This window comes from uncultured Planktomarina sp., from assembly GCA_943788425.1.
Classification (GTDB): domain Bacteria; phylum Pseudomonadota; class Alphaproteobacteria; order Rhodobacterales; family Rhodobacteraceae; genus Planktomarina.
Genome location: CALSQF010000011.1, coordinates 91086 through 107183, shown reverse-complemented (window position 1 = coordinate 107183; position 16098 = coordinate 91086). Strand labels below are relative to the sequence as shown.

The window sequence follows — 16098 nt, the reverse complement described above, 5'->3', positions numbered from 1 at the left end:
GCGCAGTGCGTAAATAGTTTTGGAGTTTGAGATGAAAAAAGTGATAATTTTTGTCGTTTTGGCAACCGCTTTGACCGGCTGCTTGCAATCCCAGCCTGAGCCGGCGTCTGTACCTGAGTCGGCCGCAGAGCCCGAAAAGGTGGATCTTCAAAAATTAGTGGACCAATTTGATATTTCCCCGATGTTCGATTGGCTCAACGGCTACCGCGTTGCCAATAAAGACAGTGAAGCTGGCGAGTAAAAGCGCCAAACACCCGTGAAATAACAATCGCTCCCGAGCAAACGTGTGACCTGCATTTGCGCCGTGAAGCGTCAATATGTTGTGGATAACTCCTCCGAACCCACAGGATAAGGGTCGGCGGCGTTGACTCCGCCCCTATCGCTTCGGCACACTCAAGCCAGAAGAATCACGAGGGCATGTTTCGGTGCGGTTTTCGAAATTACGATTGAACGGGTTCAAAAGCTTTGTGGACCCCACAGATTTGATTATTGCAGATGGTTTGACCGGAGTGGTCGGCCCCAATGGCTGCGGCAAATCAAATTTGCTAGAGGCGCTGCGCTGGGTCATGGGCGAGAACCGCCCGACGGCCATGCGGGGTGGTGGGATGGAGGATGTCATCTTCGCAGGAACCGCCACACGTCCGGCCCGAAATTTTGCAGAAGTCAGTTTGCAAATCGACAACAGCAAACGGCTGGCTCCGGCGAGCTTTAATGAAAGTGATCTTTTGGATGTGGTCCGCCGCATCACCCGCGATATTGGCTCTGCCTATAAGGCCAATAGCAAAGACGTGCGGGCGCGGGATGTTCAGATGCTCTTTGCCGATGCCAGTACGGGTGCGCATTCTCCTGCTCTTGTTCGGCAGGGGCAGATCAGTGAATTGATCAATGCCAAACCCAAGTCCCGGCGTCGGATTTTGGAAGAGGCGGCCGGAATTTCGGGTCTCTATGCGCGGCGGCATGAGGCGGAGCTGAAATTACGCGGCGCTGAAACGAACCTGTCACGCGTGGATGACGTGATCGAACAATTGGCCAATCAATTATCCCAATTGGCGCGGCAGGCGAAACAAGCCGCCCGCTATCGAGAGTTGGGGGCCAGTCTGCGCATGGCCGAAGGGCTCTTACTGTATCGCCGGTGGCAAGAGGCAGAAGAGGCCCGCGCGGCCGCAGAAGAGGCTCTGCGCGCCGGTACGCTCACAGCGGCACAGGCAGAAACCGCAGTTCAGAAATCTGTGAAGGCCCGTGAGATTTGCGAGGCGGCCTTGCCGCCCCTGCGCGAAGAGGAGGCCATCGCCAATGCGGTGTTGCAGCGGTTGAATGTGCAAAAAGACACGCTCAGCGATCAAGCGAAGCGGGCTGAGCAAACCATTCACACTTTGGAGCAACGCATCGCCCAGCTGGCGGCTGATATGGCGCGGGAGCAAAACCTGAATGCCGATGCCGGCGATACAATCGCGCGGCTGCGCGAAGAACTGGCAGAGCTTGAAGAGGCCGGAGCAGGGCAGAGCGAAAAAGTGCAAAAAGCGGCCACGGAGGCCTCACAGGCGGCGGCTGTTTTGCACGATCGTGAATCGCAATTGGCGGAGATTACCGAAGATGTAGCCCGTCTCGCCGCCAGCCATCAATCGGCGGATCGGTTTGTTGAGGATGCCCAAAAACGCTTGTCCAAGGCTGAGGCCGAAGAGATCAATGCCAAGTCTGCGGTGGCTGAGGCCAGCACACAGTCCAGTGACGCCGCAGCGGCCTACGCGCAAGCCCATCTTGATGAGGTGGCCGCTGTTGAAGCCGTTGCGCAGGCCGAAACGGCTTTGGCTGAGGCGGAGGCGCGACGGGCGGATTGCCTGACCCAAGAAAACAGTGCACGGACTGCCAGGTCTGAGGCAAATGGGGTCGTCAATGCGTTACAGGCAGAAGTGTCCGCACTGGCAAAATTGGTGGAACGCAACCGTGGTCAAGGCGACCAATTGCTTGACCAAGTGTATGTTGAAAGTGGATATGAAAAGGCTTTGGGCGCTGCCTTGGCCGATGATCTTAAAGCCCCGGCCGTGACCGCGGACGGGCGCTCAGGCTGGGCGCAATTGCAGGAATATGAAACCGCGCCCCGCCTGCCGGAGGGCGTTGAAAGTTTTGGTAAATACGTCACCGTTCCCGGCGTGTTGAGCCGCAGGATTGCACAAGTTGGTCTTGTGACAGCCGAGGAAGGTGCGCGGCTGCATGGGTCTCTTTTACCAGGGCAAAGACTGGTCAGCCGAGATGGCAATCTTTGGCGTTGGGATGGGTTTCGCGCCCAAGCTAAGGACGCCCCCTCTGCGGCCGCCTTGGCGCTTGAGCAACGCAATCGCCTTCAGGCTTTGCAATCACAGTTGAAAGAGGCGCAGGCGGTGGCAAGCCAAGCGGAAACCGCGCATCAAGCGCTGGTTGGTCAATTGCAAACCCTGACAAAAATCGATCAAGAGACCCGTGAGGCGCGGCAGGCCGCAGATCGGATGATGGCCGATGTGGGGCGTGCGTTGTCTCGGGCGGAGGCGGAGCGTAATCTTGCCGGCGGGCGTGTTGAGGCACTGGCGCTCGCTGTCACACGCTATGGGGAAGAGGCGAGTGAAGCGCGCGTGCAGCTGCGTGACGCACAAACCCACCGGGAAGGCTTGGAAGATCTTGGCGCTGCGCGGGCACGGGTGGAGGACGTTCGCCTGACCGTTGAAGCCAGCAGGGTCACTATGATGAGCCGCCGTGCGGCACATGATGAGCTGCGCAGTGATGGCGAAGCACGGGTCAAGCGAATTGCGGCATTGAACAAAGATATTAGCAGCTGGCAAGAGCGTTTGGGAAATGCCAAAACGCGCGCCGTCGAGCTGGAACAGCGCCACAGTAAGGCTGAGGCAGACCTGGCAATTGCGCTCGCAGAGCCCGATAACATCAGAATCCAGCGGGCAGAGCTCATCTCCGCGTTAGAGGAAGCGGAAACGCGCCGGAAATTGGCCGCTGATACCTTGGCGCGGGCCGAGATGGACATGCGCCAAGCGTCTGAGGCCGAGCGTGATGCTGGGCGCGGGGCAACGGAAAGCCGCGAAAAACGGGCTGGCGCTGAGGCACGCTCTGAAGCTGCTTTGGCGGCGGTGGGTTTGGCGGCGGAGCGCATTCGTGAGGAGCTGCAAACAGAGCCGCAAAACCTGCTGGAACAATTGGAGGTCGACCCGCTGAAAATGCCGCCCTCTGAGCAGGTGGAGGCCGAGGTGGCGCGTTTGCGCCGGCAACGAGAGGCGCTGGGCGCGGTCAACCTGCGGGCGGAAGAGGATTCTCAAGAGGTGCGCGAGGAATTTGATATGCTCACCAAAGAGAAAACAGATTTGGAAGAGGCAATCAAAACTCTGCGGGGTGGAATTGCCAGCCTCAACAAAGAGGGCCGGGAACGCTTGTTGGCCGCTTTTGATGATGTGAATCGCAACTTTGGCACTCTGTTTTCGCATTTATTTGGCGGTGGAGAGGCGAATTTGGTTTTGGTGGAAAGCGATGATCCGTTGGATGCTGGGCTGGAAATTTTGTGTCAACCACCGGGTAAGAAGCTCTCGACCCTCTCGCTGTTGTCGGGCGGTGAGCAAACTCTGACGGCGATGGCGCTTATTTTTGCGGTCTTCTTGGCCAATCCCGCGCCGATTTGTGTGCTTGATGAGGTGGATGCGCCTTTAGATGATGCAAATGTCACAAGGTTCTGCGACCTGCTCGATGAGATGACCCGCAGGACGGACACGCGGTTTTTGATCATCACCCACCATGCGGTGACCATGGCGCGTATGGACCGTTTGTTTGGTGTGACGATGGCGGAGCAAGGGGTCAGCCAGTTGGTTTCGGTTGACCTGAAGAAAGCCGAACAACTGGTGGCTTAGCGCCTCGGTGTGTCGCATGAAGCCGTTAAAGCCGATTGAGCAATTGCGGGGTTGGCCAAGCATCGGCGGGTAGATTGAGCCTGTCTTGTTCCGCTTGCACAGCCGCGCGGGTTTTGGAGCCTAAAATACCATCGATTTTGCCGACATCATGGCCTCGGGCCATGAGTGTTTGTTGCAGGGCCTGCATTTCTTGCCCGGTCAAGCCTGTGTCCGGCGTTCCGGAATCAAACCGGGGTTCGCCCGATAGCAGCGTGGCAAAATAGGCGGCTGTGGTGACATAGACCAGGCTCTGGTTCCATTCAAAATAGACGTTGAAATTCGGATAGGTCAGAAAGGCCGGACCCTTATGGCCAACGGGCAATAAAACAGAGGCTTGGCCCGCGCTGGGCTCTAGGGGGTAATGCCGCCCGGTCACCCCAAGCGCCTGCCAGCGCGCGACGGTCTGGCTTTTGTCGAGGCCAGTGAGGGTGAGATCCAGAGTCTCGGGCAAATCAATTTCTTGCAACCACGGGGCACCGGCCTGCCAGCCCAATCGGCGCAGCATATGGCCGCCGCTCATAAGCGCATCTTCGGCAGAGTTTTGCAGATCAACGCGGCCATCACCATCCCCGTCCGTGCCGCTGTCCAAAATATCTTCGGGCAGCATTTGGATCATACCAATCTCGCCGGCCCAAGCGCCTTGCGTCTCTCGCGGATCAAAATCACCGCGTTTGTATAGCTCAAGCGCTGCAAAAACCTGTGGACGAAACAGCTCAGGGCGCCGGCAATCATGCGACAAGGTCAGCAGCGCATTGAGCGTGTTAAAATTGCCTTGATTGACCCCAAAATCCGTTTCAAATGCCCAAAAGGCCAGTAAGACCCCAGGTGGGATTCCGTAATCACGGGACACCCTGTCAAAGGTCGCGGCGTATTTGCCAGCGTTTTTCTGTGCGTGCACCAAGCGATGTTCCGAGATCAACGCTTGAGAGAAGCTGATGAAGTCTTTTTGAAACACCCCTTGTCGGCGGTCTGCTTTGATGACCTTGGGGTCTTGCGCCGCGCCGTAAAAAAAGCGCGTCACCAATGGGCGCGGGTAGCCCTGTGCCAGAGCCTCTTGTTTTACATCTTTGACAAACGATGCCCAATCTGTGCCGCAAGTGGCAGAGACCAGGCCAGCGTAACACATTAAGGCACAGGACAAGAAGAGGCGGTGCATATCAATTCTCCAACAAAAACCCGTTGTAATTAGGCCTTTTTACAACAAAAATGCAAGGGTCATGCCCGCCACCAAAAGCGTCATCGCGCCCCAGGTCAGCCAGAGAGTCTGAATAGATTTTTCAATCTCAACCGGACCAATGTTTTTGCGGCCAGCGGCGTTGACCCAAGGAAATTTTTCGAATTTCCCCTCATAGCTGCGGGGGCCTGAGAGGCTGATATCAAGCGCATAGGCCATCGCGGCCTCGGGCCAGCCGGCATTTGGGGAGCGGTGCAATTTCGCCTCAGAGATAATGGTGCTCCAAGAGGTGCGACAGCCGGCGATCAGCCAAATTCCAAAGGCGGACAGCCGGGCGGGCGCCCAATTCAGCAGATCATCCAGCCGGGCGCAGGCCCATCCGAAGTCTCGATATGTCTCGTTCTTATACCCAATCATGCTGTCAGCGGTGTTGATCATTTTATAGATAATCACCCCAGGCAGACCTGCCAGCGCGAACCAAAAAACGGGTGCTGCAATCCCATCGGAAAAATTTTCTGCCGCGCTTTCAATGGCACCGCGGGCCACCTGCGGGGCATCCATCTGGGCTGTGTCACGTCCAACAATCATGGCCACGCTCCTGCGCCCGGCGGCAAGTGACAGCCGCAGGGATTGGGCCACGTCTTGCACATGCTGCATCAAGGATTTCTGTGCCACGAGGATTGCAGTGACCAAAATTTCAGCCAGAGGCCCAAGTTGCGCCAAAAGAAGCCCGGCAAGCCCGCCCAGCACAGCCAATCCGATGCATAAGATCACACCTTTGGGTTTTTGATAGGGTGCGTGATTGAGTATGCTGGTGGCGCGGGCGATGAGATTGCCCATGAGTACGGCCGGATGCGGCATGCGTGACCAGAGCCACTTTGGCTCGCCGAGCAGCGCATCTAGAACAAGGGCCAAAAACAGGGTCACAGGGCGGCCTCCAACTGCGCCCACTGCGCCTGCGGCGGCAGGCCAAGTCGGATCCATGTTGGGCTATAGGGGAAAACCCGCGTCCAGATCTTGTGTTGGGCCAAGTGGTGTTGCAGTTGCCTGGCATCTGCGACCTCATAGGTACGAAACAGCGCGCAGGCGCCCATAGGGCGGGCGTTTTGGCGCCGCATCAGCCGGTCGAGACGTTCTGCATCCGCACTCAGCCGGGCCCGGGTTTGGTCGGCCCAAGTGGTGTCACCCAGTGCTGCGGCGCCAATTTTCAACGCGATCCCAGAGACGGGCCAAGGGCCAAGCCTTTGTCGCAGAGTGTCGATCAACTCTGGATCTCCAATCGCAAACCCCAAACGCAATCCAGCTAATCCCCAAAACTTTCCAAAACTTTTCAATACTATATGACCAGGCTGTTTGGCTTGCGCGATGTGGCTTTGCGCCGGATCGATATCGCAAAAGCTCTCGTCAATCACCGTCAGCGGCGCGGGTGGGATCTGAGGTTGGAATATGCCTGTGGGATTGTTGGGATGGACCACAACACGGGCCACAGGAGAGCAGGGGTGTTCGTCTACGTCCCAGCCATGAAATCGAAAGGCGGCGGCGTGTTCGTTGTAGCTGCGCAGGGCGATCTCGGCTTGGCCTGCAGCTTGAAGTGCAGGAATTTGAGAAATGGCAGCAGAGCATCCCGGCACAGCCAGAACATCCGCCTGCGCTGGCACCCGCCAAAATCGCCGGGCGGCGGCACATAGCGCCGCATCTGCGCCGCTATCAGGCAGCGCCGTCCAATCATTTGGCGTCAGATCGAGGCTCGTTATCGGGTAGCTTTCCGGATTGATTCCGGTGGATAGATCAAGCCAGTCACTCCGCGCGCCGCCAAATTCTGCTGCTGCCGCGTCAAGACCGCCACCGTGATCTCGCTCATTGCCTGCCATTAGTCCGTGTCCGGCAAAGGGGTCATGCGCGTGGTGAAATGGCCTTTCACCGCTTGTGGCCAATCGCGGTAGGGCACCTGGCCGGTTTCTGAGGCTTGATGCAGTGTCGCATAATCTACAATGGCTTGGGCATTTTCGGGGCTTGGCTCAAATGTTCCCAAGACATAAGACAGCTTTTCAGGGGCTTGCACCGCTACATTGCAGGCCCGCACGCAGCCCATCATGCAAGAGACACGCCGGGTTTTTACCCCTGCGCTTGCGGCTCTATATTCGATTAAACCTGCGAATATTTCGCCATCGGTGAGGGGCTGGGTCTGTGGTGTCCAGCCCTCGCGTTTGCAGGTGTCGCAAATGGTAATCCATGACGTCATTGGGTTCTCCTGCAATTGACAGATCTTGGCGAATAGTTGCGTTGGCTGCACCAAAAACGCAAGGGCTTGGTTGCTGGTTAACCTCCGCGCCCATGGGGCGCGTTCCAGTCGATGTCTGGATTGATTGGGATGATGCGATTGGGGTTAATCGTATCATGGCTATAGTGGTAGTGGCGGATGATATGATCCATATTCACCGTCTCGGCGATGCCCTCATATTGATAGAGCTCGCGGGTATAGGCCCAAATATTAGGAAAATCTATGATGCGCTTGCGGTTGCATTTGAAATGCAGGTGATAAACGTTGTCAAAACGCAGGAGGGTTGGAAACAAGCGCCAATCGACCTCGGTGAGCCCGCCGCCCATGATATAGTGCTTGCGCGACAAGCGGTCCTCTAGCCAATCCAAAGTGTCGAACAAGGGACCAACCGCGGCATCATACGCCGTTTGGGTGGTGGCAAATCCGCAGCGGTAAACGCCATTGTTGAGCGTGTCATAAATGCGCTGGTTGATTGGCTCCATCGCCTCGCGCAGCTCTTGGGGGCAAAAATCCATAGTATTACCCGTAAGCTGATCAAAGGCGGAGTTGAACATGCGGATGATTTCGGAGCTCTCATTGGAGACAATGGTCTCTTTGTGCTTGTCCCAAAGAATCGGAACCGTGACGCGACCACTGATTTTTGGATCTGCACGCAGATAAATATCACGGACAAATGGCAGGCCAAACAGTCGGTCGCCTGTTGCACCCGGCCAGTCGCGCGCGAAGGTCCAGCCGTCGGATAACATATCAGGATGCACCACGTCAACGCTGATATGTGCGGTTAAGTCTTTAATCTGTCTAAAAATTAATGTGCGATGCGCCCAAGGGCAGGCCAAGGAAACATAGAGATGATAGCGTCCACTTTCGGCCTGAAATTCTGTGCTGCCATCGGATGTGATCCAGTTGCGGAATTTTGCAGTTGAGCGCTCAAAGGCGCCTCCCGATTTTGTGGTGTCATACCAAATATCATGCCAAACACCGTCTACCAGTTGTCCCATCACCCGCTCCCCACCTGCGCTGCATCCTGCGCGTCTACCTCAGTGCTGCGGTGCTGGAAATGGCAAAACCGCGCTTGACAGTTTGATAATGGAGCCTTCCATGGCAGATGCTTAGGTATTGACCGGTAAACCCTGCCAAATTTCCGTTAGGTTCTCCGTAATCTTTAGAGCTGCGGCTCTTTGATCATCGGGCAGGACTTTATATAGGCTCTTGGTCGTTCTCCAAAGTTGCTCTGCTAATACGGGGCCGTCGTCATTGTATTTTTTCCTTTAAAATGAGCAGGATTGAAAAATAGTAAAGGCCTCTGCATAACGCCATTTCAACACGAAATGAGGGCAGCGCCTGCCTGGGCGGGCTCATATGTCCGGTGGTGTAATCACTGAAAAACTTGAGAAATAACCATATATATCAGAATATTGGGATGGTGAATGCGCCTGCCGGGGGCAGGCAGGCGCAGCCCGGTGTTGCCGCCGGGCAAAATGTTTTGGCTTGGCGGTTGGGTTATGCCGAGGTCTTCTTTTTGGATTGGTTGTGCAGATTTTTGGACTTGGAACGAATATCGCTTGATCCTGCGAAACGTCGCTTGCGGGTGCGGGGCGGTCGGGAATCCATTTGCCCCCGGCGCTGCAATGGCTTAGCAGAGAGTCAGACGACGTCGAAGGACCGGAGAGGAGCATGGCGCTGCGTTGACCCAAACTGGGGATGCAGACCGTGATCGTCTGATAAGACCGCATAACGGAAGTGCGGAGGGACCTTTGACCTGTAAGATTAAAGGACCAAGATATGACCCGGTGTCTGTTATTTTTAGCCTGTCTTCTGCCCGCGCCGGCTTGGGCGCATTTCGGGCATGTGGAGGCCATGGCAGGAGGCCATGACCATTGGGTCATTGCCGCCGCCCTTGCAGCAGCGCTTGCTGCTGGGGCTGTTGCTGCCCTGAAAGCGTCCGAAGGGCAGGACAGTGAGGGCGAAGAGCCCGAACCACAGGAGGCGTGAGATGAGTAAAATCGGTGTCATGATTTGTGGCCACGGCTCGCGCAGCCAAGCGGCCGTTGATCAATTTAGCGTGCTGGCGGAAAAACTGCCCGCCTACCTGCCGCCTGAATGGGCCGTTGAATATGGCTATTTGGAATTTGCCAACCCTGTCATTCGCGACGGGTTGGATCGGCTGCGCGCGCAGGGGTGTGACAAAATTCTGGCCGTGCCGGGTATGCTCTTTGCTGCCATGCACTCCAAAAATGACATCCCGACCGTGCTAAACACCTATGCGGCCAAACATGGGATTGAGGTCAGCTATGGCCGGGAGTTGGGCGTGGATCCTAAGATGATCGCTGCGGCTGGCGGCCGTGTGCAAGAGGCGATTGCGGCGGCCAATGCGGCCCATGGCGAGGTCCCGATGCATGAGACTTGCCTTGTAGTGATTGGGCGCGGGGCATCGGATCCCGATGCCAATGGCAATGTGGCGAAAATTGCGCGTATGTTGCACGAAGGGCTTGGCTTTGGCTGGTGCGAAGTGGGCTATTCGGGCGTGACCTTCCCCCTGGTTGAACCCTGCCTGCAGCATGCAAGCAAACTTGGGTATAAGCGGATTGTTGTGTTCCCTTATTTTCTCTTTTCGGGCATTTTGATTGACCGAATTTACGGCTTTACCGATCAGGTTCAGGCGGAAAATGCCGATATCCAATTTGTAAAAGCTGGCTATTTGAACGACCATGAGCAAGTGCTAGCGACCTTTGCAGAGAGGATCACCGAGCAGGTTGGGGAAATTCCACCGCCCAATTGCGCCATGTGCAAATATCGCACGCAGGTCTTGGGATTTGAAGCTGAGGTGGGTGCGGTTCAGGAATCGCATCATCATCACGTGGAAGGTCAAGGCGCCTCAGCGCCGGGCTCGAATGTTGAGGATTGCAACCTCTGTGACAGCTTTTGCACCGGGCTGTGCCGATTGGAGAAACAGGCCAAAATGCACGATCATCATGATCACAGTCACGATCACACGCATGGACATGCCCATAGCCACGACCATGTACACGCGGAATATCCGCATGCGGATCATCCGCTTGGGCCGGAAAGCGCGCGCAAGTCACCCAAGACATAAACGAACTCAATGGCGCCCCCATTGGAACCAATCGAAAGCCCCGCGCATGCGTCCTTATGAGAAAGACCCAAAGGCCATATACGCTGAAAGCTTTGCCACGGTCGCGCGGGAGGCGGATTTGACACGCTTCCCTCACGGACTCGACAAATTGGCGACCCGGGTCATCCACGCCTGCGGCATGGTTGAGATTGCAGATCGTTTGGCCTTCTCTGAGCAGGCCTTCCGCAGTGGTGCGGCGGCTTTGGCGGCGGGCGCACCGATCCTTTGTGATTGTGAAATGGTGGGGGCAGGGATCATCCGGCGCTATTTACCGGCTGAAAACCCTGTGATCGTCACATTGAACGATCCCTCCGTGCCCGCTTTGGCCCAAACTATCGGCAACACGCGCTCTGCTGCGGCGGTTGAGCTTTGGGCTGCGCATCTCGAAGGCGCTGTTGTGGCGATTGGAAATGCGCCTACAGCCCTGTTTCATCTGCTTGAACTTCTCGATCACGGCGCGCCAAAACCAGCCGTAATTTTTGGGTTTCCTGTTGGTTTTGTGGGTGCGGCGGAATCCAAAGCAGAACTGGCGGCAAACCCGCGCGGCTGTGACTTTGTGGCTTTGCGTGGACGGCGAGGTGGATCTGCGATTGCCTCTGCGGCGGTCAACGCATTGTCTGCGGGCCTGCCGGAGTTGGTCTCATGAGCGCTTGGCTGCACATTGTAGGTATCGGTGAGGATGGGCTGGAGGGTTTGCTGCCAGCGGCTCGCGCTGTTGTGCAATCTGCACAGGTTATTATCGGAGGTGATCGCCATCATCAGTTGGCTGGTATCACCTCGGCGGAGCGCTTGAGCTGGCCCAGCCCATTTGATGCGTTGATCTCGACATTGCAGGGGTTGCGCGGCAAGCGCGTGGTGGTTTTGGCTACGGGCGATCCTCTTTGGTTTTCCGTCGGGGCGCGAATTGGCCGTGAAATCGATCCGAGTGAAATCACCTATCACCCGCAGCTCAGTGCCTTTCAGCTGGCGTCTGCGCGGATGGGCTGGTCGATGGCAGATGTGGAAACGCTAACGGTGCATGGTCGGCCGGTTGAGCAGATGATTGCTTTTATTCAACCAGATCAACGCTTGTTGATCTTGACCACGGGCGCACAAACCCCCGGTCAAATCGCTCAATTTTTGACGCAGCGTGGCTTCGGCAGCTCAAAAATGACGGTTCTGGCCGCCATGGGGGGCGACAGAGAACAACGCTTTGACGGCCTGGCAGAGAGTTGGTCCCATGAGGTGCCGCCTTTTAACACCCTTGCGGTTGACTGTGTGGCGGCACCCGATGCGGCACTTTTGCCGCGCGTACCGGGCCTGCCTGATGAGCTTTTTGAACATGATGGTACCATGACCAAACGTGAGGTTCGGGCGGTCACCATTGCAAAGCTGATGCCAATGCGCGGTGCGTTGTTGTGGGATATTGGCACGGGCTGCGGTTCGGTGGCCGTGGAGTGGATGCGCGCCGCCCGCTACGCGCGGGCGATAGGCATTGAACCGCGGGCGGACCGCCGCGCGATGGCCGGTCAAAATGCGCTGGCTCTTGGCACGCCCAAGCTGCAAGTGATCGAGGGGACGGCCCCGGATGCGCTTGAGGGGCTGGCAGCACCGGATGCGATTTTTATTGGCGGCGGTTTGAGCGACGCGGTGTTTGAAACGGCCTGGCAAGCGCTCAAGCCCCTGGGGCGTTTTGTGGCTAATGCGGTCACCTTAGAGAGCGAAACTGTCTTGATGTCGCTACACGCCAAACATGGCGGGGAGCTGGTGCGCCTTTCGGTGAATCGCGCCGAACCGGTCGGGCCCTATCGTGGTTGGCGTCCCTTCATGCCTGTGACCCAATGGAGCTTGATTAAGCGATGAGTGGAATTTTATACGGCGTCGGGCTTGGCCCTGGCGACCCGGGATTGATCACTGTGAAATCAAGCCGCCTCATCTCCTGCGCAAAGGTGATCGCTTATCCGAGTTTGGCCGGTGGGAAGAGTTTTGCGCGGGCCATTGCCGCAGACCTCATTTCTCCGCAGGCGGACGAAATTGTGATGGATGTGCCGATGACAGTTGAGCGCGCCCCGGCACAGGCGGCCTATGACATCGGCGCAAAGAGCATCGCGGTGGCTTTGGATCGGGGCGATGATGTGATTTGCCTCTGCGAAGGAGACCCGTTCTTTTATGGCAGCTTTATGTATCTCTACGCGCGGCTTGCGGCCGACTATCAGGTGGAGGTTGTGCCTGGCGTGACCTCAATTACGGCCTGCGCCGCAAGGGCGGGGATGCCTTTGGCCGCGCGCAACGAGCGTTTGACGGTTCTGCCGGGACCATTGCCAGCGGCAGAATTGCGCGCCCGCATCGAGGGGGCAGAAAGTGTCGTGATTATGAAGGTGGGGCGGCATTTGCCCAAAATTCGCGCGGTGATTGCGGAGTTGAACTTGACCGAAAAAGCCGCCTATATCGAGCGGGCCAGCCTGCCGGACGAATTGGTCTGCCCTTTGGCTCAGGCTCCCGAAAAAGCTCCCTATTTTTCGATGATTATCTTAACGAAAGGCGCCGATCCATGGCTCTAACCCCTATTGTTTTGGCGCTGAATGCCTCTGGTCTTGCCGTGGCTCAGTCGATCGCGCAGGCGCTGGATGCGCCGCTTCACGGCCGTAGAGGTCGCGTGGGGCAGGCGGATGCTTTTTTTGACAATGCTTTGGATCATGCGCGTAATCTTTTCGCAGCAGGGACTCCGATTGTGGGAGTCTGTGCCAGTGGGATTTTGATCCGCGCCGTGGCCCCCCTGCTGAGCGATAAAACCCAAGAGCCACCGGTGGTTTCCGTGGCCGATGATGGATCGGTCGTCGTGCCGCTTTTGGGGGGGCATCGTGGGGCCAACCGTCTGGCGCGCAAGATTGCTGAGGCTCTGGACAGCACGGCTGCTGTGACGACGGCGGGGGATGTGTCACTGGGTGTGTCTTTGGATGAACCACCCGAGGGTTGGGCTTTGGCCAATCCGCAAGATGCCAAGGGCGCAATGGCGGCGCTGTTATCCGGCTGCGGTGTGGCGCTCTCGGGGGCAGAGGCTGCTCAAGCGACGTGGTTGGCAGATATGCCGGCGGGCGATGCGGTGAAGTTGAGCTGTGATATGACGCCGCAAAGCGATTTGGGCCCCCATCACCTGCAATTTGCGCCGAAGCGCGTGACCATCGGGGTGGGCTGCGCACGCAATTGTCCGCCACAGGAATTGGCCGATTTGGTGCGTACTGCCCTCAATGAGGCGGGGGTCTGCGATGCGGCGGTGCACTCTATCAACACGATTTCGCTCAAGGCAGATGAGCCTGCAATCTTGGAGCTTGCCCGGCAGTTGAACGCGCCTTTGCGGCTTTTTTCCGCAGAGGCGCTGGAGGCGGAAGCCCCCCGTTTGGCCACGCCCTCTGACGTGGTATTCGCCGAGGTAGGCTGTCATGGCGTGTCAGAAGGGGCGGCCTTGGCGCAGCTCGGCTCTGAGGGCAAGCTGTGGGTGCAAAAGCGTAAGACCGCGAATGCGACGGTGGCGCTTGGTTTGGCGGATATGCCCCTGTCAGATTTACGCGGCTCTGCCCGTGGTCGTCTGTCGGTGGTTGGGATTGGGCCAGGCCAGGCGGCTTGGCGCACGCCGGAGGTGTCGCGCTTGATTGCCGATGCGCAGGAGCTTGTCGGCTATGGGCTTTATATCGATCTGTTGGGCCCGCTGGCCGCATGCAAAGAGCGGTCCGATTTCCCCCTGGGCGGTGAAGAGGCACGCTGTCGCTATGCGCTGGAACAGGCGGGGCTTGGCAAGAACGTCGCCTTGGTCTGTTCTGGGGATGCGGGCATTTATGCCATGGGCGCCTTGGTTTTTGAATTGCTGGACCGTCCAGCCGATCAAATGGGCGTGAGCGATGCGGCCCGCCGCGTGGATGTTGTTTGCTCGCCGGGGGTTTCTGCCCTGCAAGGGGCGGCTGCACGCGCTGGGGCGCCATTGGGCCATGATTTTTGTACGATATCATTGTCAGATCTGCTCACACCACGCGCCGATATTCTGCGGCGCTTGCAAGCGGCGGCTGAGGGGGATTTTGTCATCGCCTTCTATAATCCCGTCTCCAAAACCCGACGCACGCTTTTGTTAGAGGCGCGCGATATTTTGTTGCAACATCGCCCGGCCGATACGCCGGTGATGCTGGCCAGCTCATTGGGGCGGCCTGAGGAACATATTCGCTATCGCCGCCTGGAGGATTTGCAGGTGGATGAGGTGGATATGCTGACAGTGGTGCTGATTGGCTCGTCAAATTCGCGCCTGGCGCAGTTGGGCGAAGGGCCTCGTATGTTTACCCCGCGCGGCTATGCGCGCAAGATTGATGGGGATTTGGCCCCCATGAAAGAAGGAAACAGCAGATGACAGTCTTTTTCATCGGAGCGGGGCCCGGGGATCCTGAACTTTTGACCCTGAAAGCTGCGCGGATCATTGGTGCATGTCCCGTATGCCTTTATGCCGGGTCTTTGGTGCCGGAGGAGGTTGTGGCCTGCGCGCCCAAAGATGCGCGTGTTCTGGACACTGCGCCCATGACATTAGATGAGACCCATGCGGCAATTCTGGCCGCCCATGCCAAAGGGCAGGATGTGGCGCGGGTGCATTCTGGGGATCCGTCACTCTATGGCGCGATTGCGGAGCAAATTCGCCGCCTGCGTGCCGATGGCATTGACTATGAAATTATTCCCGGCGTGCCAGCCTATACCGCCGTTGCGGCCGCCCTGGGGCAAGAGTTGACGATTCCTGAGATTGCCCAGTCGATTGTTTTGACGCGTATGTCGATGAAGTCGACCTCCATGCCTGCTGGGGAGACCCTTGAGAATTTTGCCATCTCTGGCGCAACGCTCGCAATTCACCTCGCGATTCGCAATATGCGTGAGATTGAAAGGGTTTTAATCCCGCATTACGGGGCCGATTGCCCGGTCGTGGTCGCTTACCGGGCCAGTTGGCCCGATCAGATCATCATCCGTAGCACTCTTAGCGATATTCGCAAGAAAGTGCGGGATGCGAAAATCACCCGAACAGCCTTGATCTTGGTGGGGCCTGCGCTGAAAGAGCAGCAAGATTTTGTGGATTCTGCGCTCTATCATCCAGATATGGAACATGTGCTGCGCAATCGCAAAACTCCGGCGGCTTGAGCGCCTTCAAAAAACGCTTCACATTTTAGTGACTGCCTTGACCGTCGCGGTTTTCCCGCGCAGGCTATTGGTTAAGGAGATGTTAAAATGACAACATTTTTGCCGAAAGAAGTGGCGGAGGGTTTGGAAGCGGCCCGTAAGCAGGCGCTGCGAAAGAAGAGCCGATTGCGGGTGCAGGCCGGCACGGAGATTTTTACGGTTCTGAAATATTGGGACAGCGGATTTTCAGTGGACTTGCAAGATGCGCCGCAGTTGCGCGGTCTTGTGGACCTCTACGACGGCAGCCGCCATCTGTATCAATGTTTGATCGTCGCCTCTGAGGAAGAGGGCGGGGAGATGCGCTATGAGTTCAAGCGCAACACCCGTGCCGTTGACAGTGCGCCACTGGACTTTGAGCGGGATGCCAATAAGCCTGTGGCCTTGATTGGCCGCAGTTAACCTGACTGGC

General features: G+C 57.3%; 15 protein-coding genes. 10 read left to right on the top strand and 5 right to left on the bottom strand.

Translation table 11 applies throughout. The annotated features are described in order from the left end of the window. Positions 1-31 precede the first annotated feature (31 nt). Both ABLW18_RS10615 and smc read left to right on the top strand, forming a co-directional pair. On the top strand, positions 32-241 hold the full coding sequence (locus ABLW18_RS10615) for a hypothetical protein (protein WP_347824780.1): 210 nt from the start codon (positions 32-34) through the stop codon (positions 239-241). Positions 242-425: 184 nt separating this feature from the next. Beyond that, complete coding sequence (gene smc, locus ABLW18_RS10610; protein ID WP_347824779.1) at positions 426-3881, top strand: chromosome segregation protein SMC; 3456 nt, start codon at positions 426-428, stop codon at positions 3879-3881. Positions 3882-3906: 25 nt separating this feature from the next. Here the strand turns inward: smc and ABLW18_RS10605 are convergent, their stop codons facing one another. The 5 genes from ABLW18_RS10605 to ABLW18_RS10585 all read right to left on the bottom strand — a co-directional run bounded on the left by ABLW18_RS10605 (position 3907) and on the right by ABLW18_RS10585 (position 8373). Further along, a complete protein-coding gene (locus ABLW18_RS10605) occupies positions 3907-5076 on the bottom strand; it encodes a peptidoglycan-binding protein (protein WP_347824778.1) in 1170 nt (389 codons plus the stop codon). Between the two features lie 39 nt (positions 5077-5115). Beyond that, complete coding sequence (gene cbiB / locus ABLW18_RS10600; protein ID WP_347824777.1) at positions 5116-6021, bottom strand: adenosylcobinamide-phosphate synthase CbiB; 906 nt, start codon at positions 6019-6021, stop codon at positions 5116-5118. Beyond that, positions 6018-6965: a threonine-phosphate decarboxylase gene (locus ABLW18_RS10595; RefSeq protein ID WP_347824776.1), complete on the bottom strand. Its 948-nt coding sequence runs from the start codon at positions 6963-6965 to the stop codon at positions 6018-6020. The genes cbiB and ABLW18_RS10595 overlap by 4 nt, the downstream gene beginning before the upstream one ends. Continuing rightward, entirely contained in the window at positions 6965-7336 is a 372-nt protein-coding gene (locus ABLW18_RS10590; protein ID WP_347824775.1) for a DUF1636 domain-containing protein, read from the bottom strand. Before ABLW18_RS10590 ends, ABLW18_RS10595 begins: the two co-directional genes overlap by 1 nt. A gap of 77 nt (positions 7337-7413) precedes the next feature. Next, the gene (locus ABLW18_RS10585; protein WP_347824774.1) at positions 7414-8373 is read right to left on the bottom strand and encodes a glutathione S-transferase family protein; all 960 of its coding nucleotides are present in this window, start codon (positions 8371-8373) and stop codon (positions 7414-7416) included. Positions 8374-9157: 784 nt separating this feature from the next. Here ABLW18_RS10585 and ABLW18_RS10580 point away from each other — a divergent pair. The 8 genes from ABLW18_RS10580 (at position 9158) to ABLW18_RS10545 (ending at position 16088) form a co-directional block, all read left to right on the top strand. Beyond that, a complete protein-coding gene (locus ABLW18_RS10580; protein ID WP_347824773.1) occupies positions 9158-9367 on the top strand; it encodes a DUF6732 family protein in 210 nt (69 codons plus the stop codon). A 1-nt stretch (position 9368) separates the two neighbouring features. Continuing rightward, positions 9369-10469 (top strand): sirohydrochlorin chelatase, encoded by a 1101-nt coding sequence (locus tag ABLW18_RS10575; RefSeq protein WP_347824772.1) that lies wholly within the window; start codon positions 9369-9371, stop codon positions 10467-10469. 46 nt (positions 10470-10515) lie between these two features. Further along, positions 10516-11154: a precorrin-8X methylmutase gene (locus tag ABLW18_RS10570; RefSeq protein ID WP_347824771.1), complete on the top strand. Its 639-nt coding sequence runs from the start codon at positions 10516-10518 to the stop codon at positions 11152-11154. Continuing rightward, positions 11151-12350: a precorrin-6y C5,15-methyltransferase (decarboxylating) subunit CbiE gene (gene cbiE / locus ABLW18_RS10565; RefSeq protein WP_347824770.1), complete on the top strand. Its 1200-nt coding sequence runs from the start codon at positions 11151-11153 to the stop codon at positions 12348-12350. Before ABLW18_RS10570 ends, cbiE begins: the two co-directional genes overlap by 4 nt. Then, a complete protein-coding gene (gene cobI, locus ABLW18_RS10560) occupies positions 12347-13048 on the top strand; it encodes a precorrin-2 C(20)-methyltransferase (protein ID WP_347824769.1) in 702 nt (233 codons plus the stop codon). Before cbiE ends, cobI begins: the two co-directional genes overlap by 4 nt. Next, positions 13039-14880: a precorrin-3B C(17)-methyltransferase gene (gene cobJ / locus ABLW18_RS10555; protein WP_347824768.1), complete on the top strand. Its 1842-nt coding sequence runs from the start codon at positions 13039-13041 to the stop codon at positions 14878-14880. Before cobI ends, cobJ begins: the two co-directional genes overlap by 10 nt. Further along, positions 14877-15650 (top strand): precorrin-4 C(11)-methyltransferase, encoded by a 774-nt coding sequence (gene cobM, locus ABLW18_RS10550; protein ID WP_347824767.1) that lies wholly within the window; start codon positions 14877-14879, stop codon positions 15648-15650. Before cobJ ends, cobM begins: the two co-directional genes overlap by 4 nt. Positions 15651-15737: 87 nt before the next feature. Next, the gene (locus ABLW18_RS10545; RefSeq protein ID WP_044050702.1) at positions 15738-16088 is read left to right on the top strand and encodes a hypothetical protein; all 351 of its coding nucleotides are present in this window, start codon (positions 15738-15740) and stop codon (positions 16086-16088) included. Positions 16089-16098 lie beyond the last annotated feature (10 nt).

Excerpts from the sequence above, each read along its gene's own strand:
- ABLW18_RS10615 (WP_347824780.1), top strand. The coding sequence starts at position 32 with ATGAAAAAAGTGATAATTTTTGTCGTTTTGGCAACCGCTTTGACCGGC.
- ABLW18_RS10605 (WP_347824778.1), bottom strand. The coding sequence starts at position 5,076 with ATGCACCGCCTCTTCTTGTCCTGTGCCTTAATGTGTTACGCTGGCCTG.
- ABLW18_RS10595 (WP_347824776.1), bottom strand. The coding sequence starts at position 6,965 with ATGGCAGGCAATGAGCGAGATCACGGTGGCGGTCTTGACGCGGCAGCA.
- ABLW18_RS10590 (WP_347824775.1), bottom strand. The coding sequence starts at position 7,336 with ATGACGTCATGGATTACCATTTGCGACACCTGCAAACGCGAGGGCTGG.
- ABLW18_RS10585 (WP_347824774.1), bottom strand. The coding sequence starts at position 8,373 with ATGGGACAACTGGTAGACGGTGTTTGGCATGATATTTGGTATGACACC.
- ABLW18_RS10580 (WP_347824773.1), top strand. The coding sequence starts at position 9,158 with ATGACCCGGTGTCTGTTATTTTTAGCCTGTCTTCTGCCCGCGCCGGCT.
- ABLW18_RS10575 (WP_347824772.1), top strand. The coding sequence starts at position 9,369 with ATGAGTAAAATCGGTGTCATGATTTGTGGCCACGGCTCGCGCAGCCAA.
- ABLW18_RS10570 (WP_347824771.1), top strand. The coding sequence starts at position 10,516 with ATGCGTCCTTATGAGAAAGACCCAAAGGCCATATACGCTGAAAGCTTT.
- cbiE (WP_347824770.1), top strand. The coding sequence starts at position 11,151 with ATGAGCGCTTGGCTGCACATTGTAGGTATCGGTGAGGATGGGCTGGAG.
- cobI (WP_347824769.1), top strand. The coding sequence starts at position 12,347 with ATGAGTGGAATTTTATACGGCGTCGGGCTTGGCCCTGGCGACCCGGGA.
- cobJ (WP_347824768.1), top strand. The coding sequence starts at position 13,039 with ATGGCTCTAACCCCTATTGTTTTGGCGCTGAATGCCTCTGGTCTTGCC.
- cobM (WP_347824767.1), top strand. The coding sequence starts at position 14,877 with ATGACAGTCTTTTTCATCGGAGCGGGGCCCGGGGATCCTGAACTTTTG.
- ABLW18_RS10545 (WP_044050702.1), top strand. The coding sequence starts at position 15,738 with ATGACAACATTTTTGCCGAAAGAAGTGGCGGAGGGTTTGGAAGCGGCC.